Here is a 16400-nt window from a genome sequence, read left to right as displayed (position 1 = left end):
TTGGGGTTACCTAAGGGAATTGTATTCGCCGTGAGGAGCCATGCCGGACCCGCGTTTCTTCGATAGCCTGGGTCCGGCATCGCTTTCCGAGTTGGCCCGGGCCGGCGCCGCCGAATTGGCGGACGCGGCCTTGGGCGACCGCCAGATCGCCCATGTCGCGCCGCTGGACGCCGCCGACGTCGAGGCGATCACCTTCTTCTCGGACGTCAAGCGCAAGGACGCCGCCGCCGCCACGCGCGCCGGCGCATGCTTTGTGCGCCCGGAACACCGTGACTTTCTGCCGCCGACCTGCGCCGCCCTGATCACCAGGCACCCTCAGGCGGCCTGGGCCGCCGCCGCCGCACGTCTCCACGCGCCGCGTCGCCACGAGCCGGCGTCCAGCGCCGTCCACGCCGATGCGGGTCTCGAGGAGGGCGTCCTGCTGTCCCCATCCGCGGCGATCGGGCCGGGCGCTCGGGTCGGCCGCGGGACGCGGATCGGGCCAGGCGCCGTGATTGGTCCCGGCGTCATCATCGGCCGCGATTGCCTGATCGGACCCAACGCCGTGATCGGCTTCGCGCTGATTGGCGACCGCGTTTCCATCTCGGCGGGCGCGGTGATCGGCGAGGCCGGCTTTGGCGCCGCCGCGGGGCCGCGCGGCATGGTCGACCTGCCGCAGCTGGGGCGGGTGGTGATCCAGGACAACGTGACGATCGGCGCCAACAGCTGCGTGGATCGCGGCGCCTTCGCCGACACCACGATCGGCGAGAACACCAAGATCGACAATCTTGTGCACGTCGCCCACAACGTCCGTATCGGGCGTAATTGCGTATTGGCTGCGTTTACCGGCATTTCCGGCAGCACGACGGTGGGCGACGGCGTCGCCTTCGGCGGCAAGGCCGGGGTGGCCGACCATTTGAATATCGGTTCGGGCGCGAGCATCGGGGCGGCCGCCTCCGTGTTCAAGGACGTTCCGAAAGGTGAAACATGGACGGGATTCCCGGCGAGGCCGCTGAAGCGGTGGCTCCGGGAGACCGCCTGGCTGTCGCGAAGAGCGGGCGGCCGAGTGACGAGGGGCGACGAATGAGCCAAACCACCGAACAAGCGGCGTCGACCGATATCGACATCGCCGAGATCCTGGCGCGCATTCCGCACCGCTATCCGTTCCTGCTGGTCGACCGCGCCGAGGACTACAACGCGCACAAGTCGATCGTCGGCATCAAGTGCGTGACGGTCAACGAGCCCTTCTTCCAGGGGCACTTCCCGGGCAACCCGGTGATGCCCGGCGTGCTGATCATCGAGGCCTTGGCCCAGACCGGCGCGGTGCTGATGAGCAAGTCGCTGGAGGTCGACACCGAGGGCAAGACCATCTTCTTCATGTCGGTCGACAACGCCCGCTTCCGCACGCCCGTCCGTCCCGGCGACGTGCTGCGCATGGAGGTCGAGGTGCTGCGGGCGCGTTCGTCGATCTTCAAGTTCAAAGGCGTCGCCAAGGTCGGCGACAAGGTCGCCGCCGAGGTCGAGTTCGCCGCCATGGTGGTCGAGACGGGGCCCAAGGCATGACGATCCATCCCACCGCCCTGGTCGCGCCCGAGGCCAAGATCGCCTCGGACGTCGAGATCGGTCCCTACAGCATCGTCGGCCCCGATGTGACGCTGAGCGCCGGCGTGCGGCTGCTGTCGCACGTGGTCGTGGAAGGCGCCACGACGATCGGCGAGGGCTGCGTCGTCCACCCGTTCGCCAATCTCGGCGGACCGCCTCAGCACCTGGGGCACAAGGGCGAGCGCACCGAGCTGATCATCGGTCCCCGCAACATCATCCGCGAGCACGTGACGATGCATACCGGCACGGCCTCGGGGAAGGGCGTGACCACCATCGGTTCGGACGGCCTCTACATGGTCGGATCGCACGTCGCCCACGACTGCACGGTCGGCGACTTCGTGGTGCTGGCCAAGGGCGCGACCCTGGGCGGCCATGTCGCGATCGGCGACTATGTCTTCATGGGCGGTCTGGCGGCCGCGCACCAGTTCTCGCGCATCGGCCGCTACAGCTTCATCGGCGGTCTCGCGGCCGTGACCAAGGACGTCATCCCCTATGGCTCGGTCTGGGGCAACCACGCCCACCTCGAGGGCCTGAACCTGGTCGGCCTCAAGCGCCGAGGCTTCTCGCGCGAGACGATCAACGCCCTGCGCGCGGCCTACCGCCTGATGTTCGCCGACGAAGGCACGTTCCAGGAGCGTCTCGACGACGTGGCCGAGATCCACGCGGGCAATCCCGAGGTCATGGAAATCGTCGACTTCATCCGCGCCGACGCCAACCGCCCCCTGTGCCTGCCCGAGCGGGAAGTCTAGGCTCTAGACATGCGTAAGCTGGGTCTGATCGCTGGCGGCGGGGCGTTGCCCGTCGAACTCGCCGCCCGTTGCGAGGCGGCGGGACGGTCGTTCGCGGTCATGCGGCTGAAGAGCTTCGCCGACCCCGCCTTGGCGCGCTATCCGGGCGTCGACGTGGGGCTTGGCGAGTTCGGCAAGGTGTTCAAGGCGCTGAAGGCCGAGGGCTGTGAGGTGGTCTGCTTCGCCGGCAATGTGAAGCGTCCGGACTTCGCCGCCCTGATGCCCGACGCGCGGGGGCTGAAGGTCGTGCCAGGCCTGATCATGGCCGCGCGCCAGGGCGACGACGCCTTGCTGCGCCGCGTGCTGGACGAGTTCGAGAAGGAAGGCTTCGAGATCGAGGGCGCCCATGAGGTCGTCGGCGAGATGACCCTGCCTCTGGGCCGCCTGGGCCGCTTCTATCCGGCCGCCGAGCACATGGCCGACATCGACAAGGCGCTGATGGTGGCGCGCGAGATCGGCCGGCTGGACGTGGGGCAGGGCGCCGTGGTCTGCGATGGCTTGGTGCTGGCCGTGGAGGCCCAGGAGGGCACCGACGCCATGCTCCGTCGGGTCGCGGACCTGCCACAGGCTATCCGAGGCTCGGCCGAACGCCCGCGCGGCGTGCTGGCCAAGGCGCCCAAGCCGATCCAGGAAACCAAGGTGGACCTGCCGACCATCGGCGTCGCCACCCTGCATCGCGCCGCGCGCGCCGGTCTGGCCGGTGTCGTCGGCGAGGCTGGTCGACTGCTGGTGGTCGACCGCGAGGCGGTGATCGCGGCCGCCGACGAACTAGGTCTCTTCGTGCTGGGGGTCGATCCGCGAGGCGACGGTTGAGCGCGCCCCTGAAGGTCATGTTGGTCGCCGCCGAGGCCTCGGGCGACGCGCTTGGCGCGTCCCTGGCCAAGGCGTTGCGAGTCAGGCTCGGCGATCGCGTGACCTTCGTGGGCGTTGGCGGTGTGAAGATGGCCGAGCAGGGCGTCCAGAGCCCCTTCGACATCGCCCAGCTGTCCATTCTGGGCATCTGGGAGGGGCTGAAAGCCTATCCCACGGTCAAGGCGCGCTTGGCCGACACCGTGGCGCTGGCGGTTCGCGAGAAGCCGGACGTCGCCGTGCTGATCGACAGCTGGGGCTTCAACATCCGACTGGCCAAGGCCCTGCGGAAGGCCAATCCCGACATCGCGCTGGTGAAGTACGTGGCCCCTCAGGTGTGGGCTTATCATCCGGCCCGCGCCCAAACCCTGGCCAAGGCGGTCGATCTGCTGCTGTCGATCCAGCCCATGGACAAGGCCTATTTCGACGCCGCCGGGCTGGAGAACGTCTTCGTTGGCAATTCGGCCTTGGCCAAGCGGTTCGATCGAGCCGACTCCCAGCGCCTCCGCGCCGCCATCGGTGTAAGCGCCGACGAGCCGATGCTGCTGGTCCTGCCCGGCAGCCGTCCCTCGGAGATCGAGCGGGTGATGCCGGCCTTCGAAGATGCGGTGCTCCGACTGAAGGCCGATCGTCCGGAATTGGTGGTGGTTGTGCCCGCCGCCTACACCGTCGTCGAAGCCGTCAAAGCCAGGGTCGCTGGCTGGCCCTTCCGGGCGCATGTCATCGAGGACGAACAGCTCAAGGACGACGCCTTCGTCGCCGGCGATGTGGCCCTGGCCTGCAGCGGCACCGTGACGACCGAGCTGGCCCTGGCGGGGCGTCCGATGGTGGTTGGCTACAAGACCGGCGCCATCACCTACGCCATCCTCAAGCGCCTGATGAAACCGCGCTGGATCACCCTGTTCAACATCGCCGCCGGCCGCGCTGTCGCGCCCGAGTTCATTCAGCATGCGTGCGAGGGTGAGGCCCTCGCGCGGGCGGTCGGCGAACTGCTCGACGATCCCGAACGCCGAGCGCGGCAGACGGCCGACCAGTACGCGGCGCTCGACAAGATGGGCCGGGGCATGCCCGACCCGTCCGAGGCGGCGGCGACCGCGATGATCGATTTCCTGACGGCGCGCGGCGCACTTCAAGGTTAACTGGCGGTTTACATCCGAGTCTTAATCTCTGGATAACGTCCCTCGCGGAGCCGTCGTCGTGGCCATAGACCCGACCGCGCCCCTGACTCCGATCAATCCCGCCGCGCCGGCCGGGAGCCAGCCGAATTCGGTCGTTCTGCAAGCCATGGCGCGCGCCGCCTTGGCCAATGTCACGAATACGCTGGGCGAGCTCGTCGGAAAGCCATCGGCCGACGCGGCCAAGCCGCACCACAATGTGGAGCAGGCCGACAAGGCCTCGACCCAGGACGCCGGACGCGCGGCGGTGTCCTCATCGGGCGGCGGGGCGTCCAGCGCGCCGGCGCCGCGCCCGCCGCCGCAGGAAACCCGGCTGATGCGCGCGGTGCGTCTCGCCGCTGCGGACGCGGTCCCGCGTCAGGCGGGGCTTGCGCCGCTGATGGCGGACGTCGCCGCGGTCCTGGAGCGCCTGGACACGCCGCCGGAGGTGCGAAGCGCGGCCGAGGCCCTGATGGCCCGCCTGCCGCGCGTCTTCGAGATGTCCACGCCCCGGGGCTTGAGAAAGGCGGTCGCGCAGTCCGGCGTCTTTCTGGAGGCTCGGCTGGCTCGGAGCGGGGCGTCCACGACGGGAGGCGCGGCTCCCCTTGCATTCCCCGACACCGATTTGAAGGCGGCCTTGCTGGTCTTCAAGGGCGCTCTGAGCGCCTGGCTCGCGCGGACGACGCCCGCTCAGATGGAGGAGCTGGAACACCGGCTGGACACGGACAGCACGGCCCATGAGTCGCCGGAGGCGGCCGAGGTCGATTATCGCGTCAGGACACCAGCGTCCGGGGCGCCGTCCTTGCCGGAACAGGAAGCGGTCGCGGAAGCGCCGTTCTCGCCGCCACAGGGTTTGGACGCCCAAGAGGATGGGCCGCAGCACGCAGCGCTTGCGCCGGGTGCGTCGAAGCCGCAACCGCCCGTGGCGACGGATGAGGAGGCCGCGTCCTCGGCTCCGGCCGCAGCCGGCCGGTCGCAGGAGTCTCCGGACGACGCCGTCGAGCCGCGTTTCGCCGCCTTCCTTGCGCCCTCGAAGGCGACGCCTCCGGCGCAGTCGGCCAAGCCCACGCCGACGGTTCTTGGGCTGCTGGACCTGGCCGACGCTTCGATCGCGACGAAGGAAGGTCATCCTCCGCCGCCGACGGCGGCCGCGCCGCTCGCCGCGCGGGGCTATGGCGGGTTGGTCGCCGACTCCAGAAAGCCGGGAACGCCTCCGCCGCCGTTCGCGGACGGGCCGATGGCCGGACAGCGCCCTGCGGTCTCCGCCTTGCCTTCCCAGGCCGCGCCTGACGAGATCGTTCGCCGCCTGCTGAAAGGCGCCGCCGCCGCCCTGGCGCGGCAGGACCTGATGCAGATCGCGTCGCTGCGAGAGGTCCACCACGATCCGGAGACCGGCGAGACTCGCCCGCAGCCTGCGCGTCTGAACCTGGACGCGCCGTTCGTGACGCCGCAGGGCGTGGCGGTGGCGCAGTTCGAGATCACCCGTGACGGCGGCGGAGGCGGCGCCATGGTCGGACCGGTCGAACGGACCTATCGCGTGCGCTTCTCGATCGATGTCGAGCCGCTGGGGGCCGTGCACGCCTTGATCACCCTGACCGGCGCCCGGGCGCGGGTCTCGCTGTGGGCCGAGCGCGCCGAGACCATCGCGCGTCTGCGCGCCGGCGAAGAGGCGCTGAGCGCGGCGCTACGCCAGGCCGAGCTGACGCCGGAGGTCGCCGTCCACTCCGGCCCGCCGCCGGTCAAGGATGCGCGGGCGCTGGGCCATTTCGTGGACCAGGCCTCATGAGCGGGATCTCGGGCCCCACGGCGCGGCCGCGCATCGCGGTTGCTCTGCTGCACGACGAGACCAGCGCGCCCCGCGTCGTCGCCTCCGGCCAGGGCTGGGTGGGCGACAAGATCATCGAGACCGCGCGCGAGCATGGGGTGCCGATCGAGGAAGATCCGGTGCTGGCTCAGGCGCTCTCGACGATCGAGATCGACGAGGAAATCCCGGAGAACCTTTATCGCGCCGTCGCCGAGGTTCTGGGTTTCCTGCTCAAGCCCTGAAACGAAAAAGGCCCCGCCGAAGCGGGGCCTGATCCTTGGTCCTCGCCGTGGCGCTTAGCGCTTTTCGACCGGAACGTAATCGCGCTGCGTGGCGCCGGTGTAGAGCTGACGCGGACGACCGATCTTGCGGGTCGGATCCTCGAACATTTCCTTCCACTGGCTGATCCAGCCCACGGTGCGGGCCAGGGCGAACAGTACGGTGAACATGTTGGTCGGGAAGCCCATCGCGCGCAGGGTGATGCCCGAATAGAAGTCGATGTTCGGGTACAGCTTGCGATCGACGAAGTACGGGTCGTTCAGGGCGACCTTTTCCAGCTCCTGGGCGACGTTCAACAGCGGGTCGTTGTTGTGGCCCAGCTGGCCCAGGACTTCGTGCGCGGTCTTCTGCATGACCTTCGCGCGCGGGTCGAAGTTCTTGTACACGCGGTGGCCGAAGCCCATCAGCTTGTACTTCCGGTCCTTCACGCCCTGGACGTAGTCCTTGATGTTGTCGACCGAACCGATGGTCTCCAGCATTTCCAGGGCTTCCTGGTTCGCGCCGCCGTGCGACGGGCCCCACAGGCAGGCGATGCCGGCGGCGATGCAGGCGAACGGGTGCGCGCCCGACGAACCGGCCAGGCGGACGGTCGAGGTCGAGGCGTTCTGCTCGTGGTCGGCGTGCAGAATGAAGATCCGATCCATGGCGCGGGTCAGCACCGGGTTCGGCTTCCAGTCCTCGGCCGGCACGGCGAAGCACATGCGCAGGAAGTTTTCCGAGTACGACAGGTCGTTGCGCGGCGACACGAACGGCTGGCCGACCGTGTACTTGTAAGCGCGGGCGGCGATCGTCGGCATCTTGGCGATCAGGCGGTGAGCGCTGATCTCGCGCTCACGGGCGTCGTCGACGTTCATGCTGTCGGCGTAGAAGGCCGACAGGGCGCCGACGGCGCCGGTCATGACGGCCATCGGGTGGGCGTCGCGGCGGAAGCCCTCGAAGAACCGGTCGAACTGCGCGTGCAGCATCGTATGATAGGTGATGTTGTGCTCGAACTTGGCGAACTCGTCGGCCTTGGGCAGTTCGCCGTTCAGCAGCAGATAGCAGACCTCGAGGAACGACGAGTTCTCGGCCAGCTGGTCGATCGGATAGCCGCGGTGCAGCAAAACACCGGCGTCGCCGTCGATATAGGTGATCTTGCTCTCGCAAGACGCCGTCGAGGTGAAGCCAGGATCGAAGGTGAAGTGGTCGCTTTCGCCGTAGATCTTGCGGACGTCGAGGACGTCCGGACCCGTGCTGCCCTTGAGGATCGGCAGGTCGTAGCTCTTGTCGCCGATCGTCAGCGTGGCTTTATCGGTCATACTTAGACCCCTTCATAAATTGGAACGAGCAGTCCAACTTTCGTTTTCGCGGGTGCGTTATAGCGCCTCATGCGCGCGGCGCCAGGGCGTCGTCAAGTCGCCCCAAACTCTCTTCGCGAGAGAGAGCGGCCATCGTCTTGTTCAGATCCGGCGCCGGCGCGCCCCCGGTCAGGACGCCACGCAGGGCTGGGCCGAACTTGCCGAAACCGACGCCTTCCGATTCCGCGAATGATTTCAATACGGTCTCCAGCGTGCCAGCGTCGAAGGCCGGGGCGGCGGCCAGCTGTTCACGCAAGCGCTTGAGGCGCTCGACGGTTTCATCCGTCAGCTGCTTCTGCGTCTTTTCGTCCAGGGTCAGTGGGCGGGTCTTCAGTGCGAACGCACAGTGATCCACCAGCTCCAGGATGGTCTTGGCGCCTTCCTTCACTTCCGGGACGGTGCGGGCGATGCGCTCGCGGGCGTCGGCGGGCAGGGGCTCGTCGCGCTTCTCGGCGGCAGCCAGGGCCAGCGCCGTCAGACGCGCGTCGTCGGCCTTGCGCAGGTGCTGGGCGTTGATGTGGTTCAGCTTGGCCCAGTCCAGGCGCGCGGGCGCCTTGACCACGTCGGCTACGTCAAACCAGCTGATCGCCTGCTCGTCGTTGAACACCTCGTCGTCGCCGTGGCCCCAGCCCAGGCGCGCCAGGTAGTTGCGCATGCCTTCCGGGATGTAGCCCAGATCCGCGAACTCGCCGACGGCCTGAGCGCCGTGGCGCTTTGAGAGCTTGGCGCCATCCGGACCGTGGATCAGCGGGATATGGGCGAAGGCCGGCACGGCCCAATCCATGGCCTGATAGATCAGGGTCTGCCGGGCGGCGTTGTTCAGGTGGTCGTCGCCCCGGATCACGTGGGTGACGCCCATGTCGTGGTCGTCCACGACGACGGCGAGGTTATAGGTCGGAGCGCCATCGGCGCGCAGCAGCACCAGATCGTCCAGCTCGATGTTGCGGAAGGTCACCGGACCCTTGACCATGTCGTCGACCAGGGTCTCGCCGTCCAGCGGGCCCTTGAAGCGGATCACGTGCGGGACGGACAGGTCGCCTTCCGGCGCGTCGCGCCACGGCGAGCGGATCGCCTTGCCCTCGGCGCGGGCCTTCTCGCGGGCGACTTCCAGCTCTTCGACCGTCATCCAGCAGCGATAGGCTCGGCCCTTGGCCAGCAGCTCGTGCACCACCTCGACGTGGCGCGGCGCGCGGGTGTGCTGGAAGATCACGTCCTCGTCGGACTTCAGGCCCAGCCAGTCGAGGCCTTCGAAGATCGCCGCCACGGCGGCTTCGGTCGAGCGCTCGCGATCGGTGTCCTCGACGCGAATAAGAAACTTCCCTCTCGTATGGCGTGCATATAACCAGTTGAACAGCGCCGTGCGAGCGCCGCCGATATGCAGGAAACCGGTGGGCGAGGGGGCGAAGCGCGTGACGACGCCCGTGGGATTTGGGCCAGTAGGTGAGGGGTTCGACATGGACTTCAAGGCTGCAAGGCTGGACGCCAGGGCGGCGTCGAAAAACGCGAGCCGCGACGCGGCTTGGGCGGGGCGTCTTAGCATGGCGGTTCCCGCGAGGCCTAGCGGTTTCGCGCGCTGCGGCGAAGTTGGCCAAGCTGTCAAAAATCCCGTGGTTTCCGCGTGTTAGGGGCGGAAGCTGTCGATCTTCCGCCTCGGGTCGCGGTCAAGCGGCTCTCCTTTGGCGCGTTGGCGGTCCTCGCGCTCGCGGAACTGCGGGCCAATGAGGTCCGAGCCTTTCTCTGGGCCCCGGTCGCCTTTGGGCTGGGCGCGGCCGCCTATCTGGAGGCTGGTCGCGAGCCCTCCTTGATACTGCTGGCCGCCATCGCCGCGGCGCTCACCGGCGCCTGGTGGACGCTCCGCGCGCGAGGCGCGACGGCTTTGATCGTCGCCTTGGCGAGCCTGACAGCCTTTGGCGCGGCGGGCGCCTTCGCCGCGAAGGTGCGGAGTGACCGCGTGGCGGCGCCGATCATGACGGGCGAGCGCACGGTGCGGCGCATCGACGGCTTTGTCGTCGATGTGGTCAGTCCGGGCGCGGGCGGGCCGCGCCTGCTGATCGCGCCGGTCTCGATCTCGGGATTGCCGTTCGAGGGGACGCCAAGACGCATTCGCGTGACGATCGGCGAGAATGAGACGCCGGCGCCGGGCGACGCGATCAGCTTCAAGGCCATGCTGGGCCAGCCTCCGCCGCCGGCCGCGCCGGGGTCTTACGACTTCGCCCGTGACGCGTGGTTCGACTCGATCGGCGGCGTCGGCTTCACGATCGGAGATCTGAATGCCGACCGTCTCGACCCGCCGCCGCTTCGACTCCGCATCGTCATGGCGATCAACGCCTTTCGGTGGAGCCTCGCGCAGCGGATCCTAGCGCGGATGGGACCGACCAGCGGCGGGATCGGCGCGGCCATGGTGACCGGCCACGAGGCCTGGATCACGCAGGAGCAGACCGACGCCATGCGCGCCTCGGGCCTGGCGCATATCCTGTCGATCTCCGGACTGCACATGGCGATCGTCGGCGGCTTCGTGTTCGGCGCGGTGCGTTTGGGCGTGGCTGCGTGGCCCTGGCTCGCGCTCAGGGCGCCGGGCAAGAAGATCGCCGCCGTCGCCGGGCTCGTCGCCGTGCTGGGCTATCTCGTAATTTCCGGCGCGCCGCCGCCCGCCGAGCGAGCCGCGATCACGGCCAGCGTCGCCTTCCTGGCCATCCTGTTCGATCGACGCGCTATCACCCTGCACGGCTTGGCGGTGGCGGCGCTGCTGATCCTGGCCTTGAAGCCGGAGACGGCGGGCGAGCCGGGCTTCCAGATGTCGTTCGCCGCCACCGCGGCCCTGGTCGCCCTGGCCGAGAGCTGGCCACGACCGGTCAAGGAGATTTCGACGCCCTGGTGGATCCGCTGGCCGCAGGCGGGGATCACATGGCTGGCCGCCAGCGTCGCCGCCAGCCTCGTGGCGGGACTCGCCACAGCGCCGTTCGCCATGCAGCACTTCAACCGCGTGGCCGTCTGGGGCCTGCCGGCCAATCTGGCGGTCGCGCCGCTGTCCTCGTTCGTGATCATGCCGTTTCTGGCGATCGGGACGCTTCTGGAGGCGTTCGGCCTGGGCGCGCCGTTCCTGGCGGTGGCCGGCTGGGGCGTCGACGCCATGGTCGCGATTGCGAGCGGCTTCGCCGACGCCCATGGCGCGCAGCAGATCGTCGCCAGCGCGCCGCCCCAGGTGCTGGTCATCGCCTTCCTGGGGTTGATGCTGCTGTGCCTGTGGAAGGGGCGTTTGCGCTGGATCGGCGTCCCAATGGCTCTGGCCATCGCGCTATGGCCACGACCCGCGCCTCCGGATGCCTGGATCGCCGCCGACGGAGCGACAGCCGCCGTGCGCTCTGGCGACGCGGCGGTTCTGCTGCGCACCGACGCCAAGCGGTTCGGGGCGGAGCTGTGGGCCCGCCGACGGGGCCTGACGCCGGCGACCTGGAACCTCTACGCCTGCGACAAGCGCGTCTGCGCGCCGGCCTTGGGCGCGCCAGTGCGGCTGTCTCTGGCTTGGAGCCGCAAGACTCCCGACGCCGAGACCCTGTCGGGCCTGTGCGTCAACAGCGAGGTCGTGGTGATCCGCGCCACGGCGCCAGACCGCATTCCGCCGCTCTGCGCCGACACCGTCCTGTTGACGGCGGAGGACTTCGCCCGTGGCGGGGCCGCCGAACTCTATCATCGGGCCGATGGCTGGCGGATCGTCTGGGCGCAGCCCTTGCGCGGCGAGCGTCCATGGAGCCGACTGCTGACAGCGGATGACGTCGAAGGCCGCTAGGTGTCGGCGGAAAGTCTGGAGGTCTCGCCATGTCCAACCTGTTCGCCGCCCGTCGCGCCGCCTTTCGCGCCCTTCACGCCGCGGGCTGCTTCGCCCTGCCCAATCCTTGGGACGCGGGCAGCGCGCGTCGGCTGGAGAAACTGGGCTTCAAGGCCCTGGCCTCGACCAGCGCCGGCGCGGCCTGGTCCCTGGGCAAGGACGACGGACAGATCACTCGCGATGAGGTCATCCGCCACCTTCGCATGCTGTGCGCCGCGACCGACCTGCCCGTAAACGCCGACTTCGAGAACGGCTTTTCCGACTCCGTTGAAGGCGTCGCCCAGAGCGTGACCCTTGCGATCGACGCTGGCGTCGCGGGTCTGTCGATCGAGGACTGGTCGGGTTCGGCCCTCTACGACCTGCCGACGGCCGTGGAGCGGCTCAAGGCGGCGCGACGGGCGATCGACGCCTCGGAGCAGGACGTGATGCTCGTGGGGCGCGCCGAAGGCTATCTGCGCGGCGTGCGCGACTTGGGCCAGATCCTCGAGCGCCTGAAGGCCTACGCCGAGGCGGGCGCGGATTGCCTCTATGCGCCCGCTGTGACCGATCCGGAGGAGATCAAGGCTGTCGTCCAAGCCGTGGCGCCCAAGCCGGTGAACGTCCTGCTGTGGGGGCCGGAGATGACGGTCGAGAGCCTGGCCGCAATGGGCGTTCGCCGGGTCAGCACGGGCGGCGCTCTCGCCGCGGCCGCCTGGAAGGGCTTCGACGCCGCCGCCAAACGGCTGGCGGAGGAGGGGCGTCTCCAGCCTGCGCGTTGATACGAAAAGGCCCCGATCCTCGCTTGAGGTCTGGGCCAAATTCCGGAGGTCTCGGCGACCCAGCTCTCGCTGGCCCTAGTGGTACCGGCGGATCAGACCCACCAGCTTGCCCTGCACCTCGACCTGGTCCGGGCCGAAGATTCGGGTCTCATATTTCGGGTTGGCTGCCTCCAGGGCGATCGAGCCGCCCTTCTTGCGCAGGCGCTTGAGGGTGGCTTCCTCGCCGACCAGGGCGACGACGATTTCGCCGGAGGTGGCGGTGTCGCCCTTCTTGATGATCACATAGTCGCCGTCGAGGATGCCGGCCTCGATCATCGAGTCCCCTTGGACCTCGAGGACATAGTGCTCGCCATTGCCCAGCATGGCTTCGGGCACCGGCAGGCGCTCGCGCTCATGCTGGATGGCGTCGATCGGCGTACCGGCGGCGATACGGCCCAGGATCGGAAGTTCGCGGCTGTCGTTGGCGGCCGGAGCGGGCGCAGCGGCGGGCGGGGCGCCGCCGCCTTCGAACACTTGCGGACGGAAAGCGCTCCGGCCCTTGGGCGGGGCGGCGGTCGTGGCCTGTTGCGGCAGCTTCACCACTTCCAGCGCCCGGGCCCGGTGGGCCAGGCGGCGAATGAAGCCGCGTTCCTCCAGCGCCGTGATCAGGCGGTGGATGCCGGACTTGGACGCCAGGTCGAGCGCCTCCTTCATCTCGTCGAAGGACGGGGAGACGCCAGTCTCCTTGATCCGCTCGTGGATGAACATCAGCAGTTCGTGCTGCTTGCGGGTGAGCATGTCGACCTCGGCTGGAGCGCGGAACAAACCGCAAACCTTGGAAGATGTTCTCTAGGCGTTCTTCCTTAATGTCAAGTTGACGCTGTTCCCCCTGTGTTCAGGCCAGGAATTGCGGGGTTTCTCAGCGGTCTTGAGGCGGCGTCGCGGCCGAATCAACCAGGTCTTCGAAGCGCGTCGCAAGCTCTGGGAACTTGGGCGTGCAGTTCTCGTAGAAGCTCATGATCCGCCGCATGTCGCCGTGGTAGTCCCCCGTCGGATAGATCGCCGGACCCAAGCCCACGACCTTGCGGCGATAGTCCATCATGCCCAGCACCATCGGCACGCCCGCGCCCTGGGCGATGTGGTAGAAGCCGGTCTTCCACTCGCGCGCCTTGCCGCGCGTGCCCTCGGGCGCGATCGTCAGCATGAATTCGTCGCGGCGCGCGAACTCCTCGACCATGGCCTTGACCATGTCCTTGGAGCGCTCGCGATCCAGCGGGATGCCGCCCAGATCGCGCATCATCTGGTCGAACGGCGGCTTGAACAGCGTCGCCTTGCCGATGAAGCTCAGCTTCAGATTCAGCGCGTCCGCCGCGCCGACGAAGTAGACGAAGTCCCAGTTGCTGGTGTGCGGGGCGGCGATGATGACGAACTTCCGCGTCTCCGGCGGCGCGCCTTCGATACGCCAGCCGCGGAGCTTGAAATGCGCCGAGAGAGCCCATTTCACCACGCGGGCGAGCCAGTTCATGCGGTCTTTTCCGGGCCGAGCCGAGGTTGAGCTCAAGCTCAGCCTATCAGGGTTCGCGTGGCGGCCGTAACGTCAGGGTGTCGCATGAGGCTTTCGCCGACCAGCATGGCCTTGGCGCCGGTGGCCTCCATCCGCACGACGTCGGCATGGGTGAAGACGCCGCTCTCGGTGACCAGCAGCGCGTCTTTCGGCGCCTGGGCCGACAGGCGTTCGGTGACGGCCAAGTCGACGACGAAGCTCTTCAAGTCGCGGTTGTTGATCCCGACCAGATCCGAGCCCAGCGCGCCGGCGCGGGCCATCTCGGCCTCGTCGTGGACCTCGACCAGGGCGTCCATGCCCAGGCGCTTGGCTTCCGACATCAGCTCGCCCGCCAGGACGTTGTCGATCATCGCCAGGATCACCAGGATCGCGTCGGCGCCGAGGGCGCGGCTTTCGGCGACCTGCCAGGGGTCCACCAGGAAATCCTTGCGGATGCAGGGCAGGCCGGTCGCCGCGTGGGCGGCCACCAGGTATTCGTCCGCGCCCTGGAAGCTGGGACCATCGGTCAGCACCGACAGACAGGCCGCGCCGCCAGACTCATAGGCCGTGGCCAGGAGCGGCGGATCGAAATCCTCGCGGATCAGGCCCTTGGACGGCGAGGCCTTCTTGATCTCGGCGATCAGCGACAGCTTGCCGGGCGCGTGCTTGGCTTCCAGCGCCGCCTTGAAGCCGCGCGGCGCGGAAGCGGCCTTGGCGGCGGCGTCGACATCGGCTTGCGAGCGCGCCGCCTTGCGGCCGGCGACGTCCTCGCGCTTGTAGGCGGCGATCTTGGCCAGGATATCGGTCACGCGGGGACTTCCGTGTTTGTAGCGGCCACCAGGCCGTCCAGGGCGGCGCGGGCGCGGCCCTCGTCGATGACGTCGGCGGCCAGCTCGATGCCCTCGACCAGGGTCTCGACCTTGTCGGCGACCAGGAAGGCGGCCGCGGCGTTCAGCAGCACGATGTCGCGGTAAGGGCCCTTCTCGCCGTCGAATAGCCGGGTCAGGGCGGCGGCGTTGAAGGCCGGATCGCCGCCGGTGATGTCCGACAGCGCCGCGCGCGGCAGGCCGACGGCTTCCGGCGTGATCGTGAAGAGATGCATGCGACCATCGCGCCACTCGGCGACCTCGGTCTCGCCCGTGGTCGTCAGCTCGTCCAGGCCCGAGCCATGCACCGACCAGGCGCGCTCGGCCCCCAGGGCGCCCAGCGCCTTGGCGATCGGTTCGACGAAGCGCGGCGCCGAGACGCCGACCACCTGCCGCTTGGCGCCGGCCGGATTGGTCAGCGGGCCCAAGAGGTTGAAGATGGTGCGGAAGCCCAGCTCCTGGCGGATCGGCGAAACGTGCCGCATGGCGCCGTGGTGGGCCTGGGCGAACAGGAAGCAGATGCCCGCCTCGTCCAGCGCCCGGCGCTGCTGCGCGCGCGTGGCGTCGATGTTGACGCCCAGGGCGGTCAGCACGTCGGCGGTGCCGGACTTGGAGGTGATGGCGCGGTTGCCGTGCTTGGCGACCTTCAGGCCGCCGCCGGCGGCGACGAAACCCACGGCCGTCGAGATGTTCAAGGTGTGGAGGCCGTCTCCGCCGGTGCCGCAGACGTCGATCACCTCGTACGGGTGATCAAGGTGCACGGCCGCGCGGCGCATGGCGCGGGCGCAAGCCGCGATTTCTCCAACAGTCTCGCCGCGCAGGCGCATGGCGGTCACGGCGGCGGCGACCTGGGCCGGGGTCGGCTCGCCGCGCAGGCAGGCGGCGAAGAACACCTCGGCGTCCTCGTCGCCCAGCGTCTGACCATCGGCCAGCTTGGCCAGCAGGGGCTTGAAAGCGTCGGACATGGCGGCGGCCCTAGACCCAGACCGCCGTGTCGCGCTTCACGCCCGCCAGGTCCATGAAGTTGGCCAGCATCTGATGGCCGCCTTCGGTGGCGATGGATTCGGGGTGGAATTGGACGCCGAACACCGGCCGCGTCTTGTGTTGCACGCCCATGATCTCGCCGTCGTCGGTCCAGGCGGTGACCTCCAGCTCGGGCGGCAGGTCTTCCTTGCGGACCGCCAGGCTGTGATAGCGCGTGGCGGTGAACGGGTTGGGCAGGCCCTTGAAGATGCCCTTGTCGTTGTGGCGGACCTTGCTGACCTTGCCGTGCATGACCTGCTTGGCGCGGATCACCTCGCCGCCGTACGCCTGACCAATGGCCTGGTGGCCGAGGCAAACCCCGAGGATCGGCAGGTCCTCCGGCGCGCCGCGCAGCAGCGGCAGGCAGATGCCGGCCTGATCCGGCGCCTTGGGCCCCGGCGACAGCAGCACGGCGGCGGGCTTCAGGCCCAGGGCCTCCTGCACCGTCAGGGCGTCGTTGCGGAAAACCTCGGTCTCCGCGCCCAGCTCGTTCAGATAGTGGACGAGGTTGTAGGTGAAGCTGTCGTAGTTATCGATGACGAGGATCATGACGCCGCCTTTCGGAGGTCGGTTCTAGCCTGAGCGAAGCCATTGTGTAGCGCCAATTTCGCCT

16 protein-coding genes are annotated in these 16400 nt (G+C 68.7%); 9 read left to right on the top strand and 7 right to left on the bottom strand.

Annotated elements, in window-relative coordinates:
• The first annotated feature begins 40 nt into the window (after positions 1–40).
• Genes lpxD through AX690_RS04850 form a run of 7 tightly spaced genes read left to right on the top strand, consistent with a single transcriptional unit; the run spans position 41 to position 6418 of the window.
• Positions 41–1066 carry a UDP-3-O-(3-hydroxymyristoyl)glucosamine N-acyltransferase gene (gene lpxD, locus AX690_RS04880; RefSeq protein ID WP_066683399.1) on the top strand — a complete coding sequence of 342 codons (1026 nt, stop codon included), beginning with the start codon at positions 41–43 and terminating at the stop codon, positions 1064–1066.
• Positions 1063–1542 (top strand): 3-hydroxyacyl-ACP dehydratase FabZ, encoded by a 480-nt coding sequence (gene fabZ / locus AX690_RS04875; RefSeq protein WP_066683397.1) that lies wholly within the window; start codon positions 1063–1065, stop codon positions 1540–1542. Before lpxD ends, fabZ begins: the two co-directional genes overlap by 4 nt.
• Positions 1539–2330, top strand: a complete 792-nt coding sequence (lpxA, locus tag AX690_RS04870) for an acyl-ACP--UDP-N-acetylglucosamine O-acyltransferase (RefSeq protein ID WP_066683395.1) — start codon at positions 1539–1541, stop codon at positions 2328–2330. Before fabZ ends, lpxA begins: the two co-directional genes overlap by 4 nt.
• 9 nt (positions 2331–2339) lie before the next feature.
• A complete protein-coding gene (locus AX690_RS04865; protein ID WP_066683393.1) occupies positions 2340–3182 on the top strand; it encodes an LpxI family protein in 843 nt (280 codons plus the stop codon).
• The gene (lpxB, locus tag AX690_RS04860; protein WP_255357052.1) at positions 3179–4357 is read left to right on the top strand and encodes a lipid-A-disaccharide synthase; all 1179 of its coding nucleotides are present in this window, start codon (positions 3179–3181) and stop codon (positions 4355–4357) included. The genes AX690_RS04865 and lpxB overlap by 4 nt, the downstream gene beginning before the upstream one ends.
• A gap of 58 nt (positions 4358–4415) precedes the next feature.
• Positions 4416–6158: a flagellar hook-length control protein FliK gene (locus AX690_RS04855; protein WP_066730297.1), complete on the top strand. Its 1743-nt coding sequence runs from the start codon at positions 4416–4418 to the stop codon at positions 6156–6158.
• On the top strand, positions 6155–6418 hold the full coding sequence (locus AX690_RS04850) for an EscU/YscU/HrcU family type III secretion system export apparatus switch protein (RefSeq protein ID WP_066683390.1): 264 nt from the start codon (positions 6155–6157) through the stop codon (positions 6416–6418). Before AX690_RS04855 ends, AX690_RS04850 begins: the two co-directional genes overlap by 4 nt.
• A 54-nt stretch (positions 6419–6472) precedes the next feature.
• Here the strand turns inward: AX690_RS04850 and gltA are convergent, their stop codons facing one another.
• Positions 6473–7753, bottom strand: a complete 1281-nt coding sequence (gltA, locus tag AX690_RS04845; protein WP_066683386.1) for a citrate synthase — start codon at positions 7751–7753, stop codon at positions 6473–6475.
• 67 nt (positions 7754–7820) lie between these two features.
• A complete protein-coding gene (gltX, locus tag AX690_RS04840; protein WP_066683492.1) occupies positions 7821–9248 on the bottom strand; it encodes a glutamate--tRNA ligase in 1428 nt (475 codons plus the stop codon).
• A 162-nt stretch (positions 9249–9410) separates the two neighbouring features.
• Here gltX and AX690_RS04835 point away from each other — a divergent pair, with 162 nt between their 5' ends.
• Positions 9411–11579, top strand: a complete 2169-nt coding sequence (locus AX690_RS04835) for a ComEC/Rec2 family competence protein (protein ID WP_066683384.1) — start codon at positions 9411–9413, stop codon at positions 11577–11579.
• Positions 11580–11608: 29 nt separating this feature from the next.
• A complete protein-coding gene (locus tag AX690_RS04830) occupies positions 11609–12376 on the top strand; it encodes an oxaloacetate decarboxylase (RefSeq protein WP_066683382.1) in 768 nt (255 codons plus the stop codon).
• Positions 12377–12451: 75 nt separating this feature from the next.
• On the opposite strand, the gene lexA is transcribed toward AX690_RS04830, so the two are convergent.
• The 5 genes from lexA to AX690_RS04805 form a co-directional block, all read right to left on the bottom strand.
• A complete protein-coding gene (lexA, locus tag AX690_RS04825) occupies positions 12452–13153 on the bottom strand; it encodes a transcriptional repressor LexA (protein WP_066683491.1) in 702 nt (233 codons plus the stop codon).
• Between the two features lie 121 nt (positions 13154–13274).
• Positions 13275–13880, bottom strand: coding sequence for a lysophospholipid acyltransferase family protein (locus tag AX690_RS04820; protein WP_066683380.1), 606 nt, complete (start codon positions 13878–13880; stop codon positions 13275–13277).
• A gap of 38 nt (positions 13881–13918) precedes the next feature.
• A complete protein-coding gene (trpC, locus tag AX690_RS04815) occupies positions 13919–14707 on the bottom strand; it encodes an indole-3-glycerol phosphate synthase TrpC (RefSeq protein WP_066683379.1) in 789 nt (262 codons plus the stop codon).
• Positions 14704–15729 carry an anthranilate phosphoribosyltransferase gene (trpD, locus tag AX690_RS04810; protein WP_066683377.1) on the bottom strand — a complete coding sequence of 342 codons (1026 nt, stop codon included), beginning with the start codon at positions 15727–15729 and terminating at the stop codon, positions 14704–14706. Before trpD ends, trpC begins: the two co-directional genes overlap by 4 nt.
• Positions 15730–15739: 10 nt before the next feature.
• Positions 15740–16336, bottom strand: a complete 597-nt coding sequence (locus tag AX690_RS04805; RefSeq protein WP_066683376.1) for an aminodeoxychorismate/anthranilate synthase component II — start codon at positions 16334–16336, stop codon at positions 15740–15742.
• Positions 16337–16400 lie beyond the last annotated feature (64 nt).

Source organism: Caulobacter sp. CCH9-E1 (assembly GCF_001556515.1).
Lineage (GTDB): Bacteria > Pseudomonadota > Alphaproteobacteria > Caulobacterales > Caulobacteraceae > Caulobacter.
This window is presented reverse-complemented; position numbering and strand designations above follow the sequence as displayed.

Bases quoted from the DNA above. Each gene is read 5' to 3' on its own strand.
- lexA (WP_066683491.1), bottom strand. From the start codon at position 13,153: ATGCTCACCCGCAAGCAGCACGAACTGCTGATGTTCATCCACGAGCGG.
- AX690_RS04850 (WP_066683390.1), top strand. From the start codon at position 6,155: ATGAGCGGGATCTCGGGCCCCACGGCGCGGCCGCGCATCGCGGTTGCT.
- gltX (WP_066683492.1), bottom strand. From the start codon at position 9,248: ATGTCGAACCCCTCACCTACTGGCCCAAATCCCACGGGCGTCGTCACG.
- fabZ (WP_066683397.1), top strand. From the start codon at position 1,063: ATGAGCCAAACCACCGAACAAGCGGCGTCGACCGATATCGACATCGCC.
- gltA (WP_066683386.1), bottom strand. From the start codon at position 7,753: ATGACCGATAAAGCCACGCTGACGATCGGCGACAAGAGCTACGACCTG.
- AX690_RS04820 (WP_066683380.1), bottom strand. From the start codon at position 13,880: ATGAACTGGCTCGCCCGCGTGGTGAAATGGGCTCTCTCGGCGCATTTC.
- lpxD (WP_066683399.1), top strand. From the start codon at position 41: ATGCCGGACCCGCGTTTCTTCGATAGCCTGGGTCCGGCATCGCTTTCC.
- AX690_RS04865 (WP_066683393.1), top strand. From the start codon at position 2,340: ATGCGTAAGCTGGGTCTGATCGCTGGCGGCGGGGCGTTGCCCGTCGAA.
- AX690_RS04830 (WP_066683382.1), top strand. From the start codon at position 11,609: ATGTCCAACCTGTTCGCCGCCCGTCGCGCCGCCTTTCGCGCCCTTCAC.
- AX690_RS04805 (WP_066683376.1), bottom strand. From the start codon at position 16,336: ATGATCCTCGTCATCGATAACTACGACAGCTTCACCTACAACCTCGTC.
- lpxA (WP_066683395.1), top strand. From the start codon at position 1,539: ATGACGATCCATCCCACCGCCCTGGTCGCGCCCGAGGCCAAGATCGCC.
- trpD (WP_066683377.1), bottom strand. From the start codon at position 15,729: ATGTCCGACGCTTTCAAGCCCCTGCTGGCCAAGCTGGCCGATGGTCAG.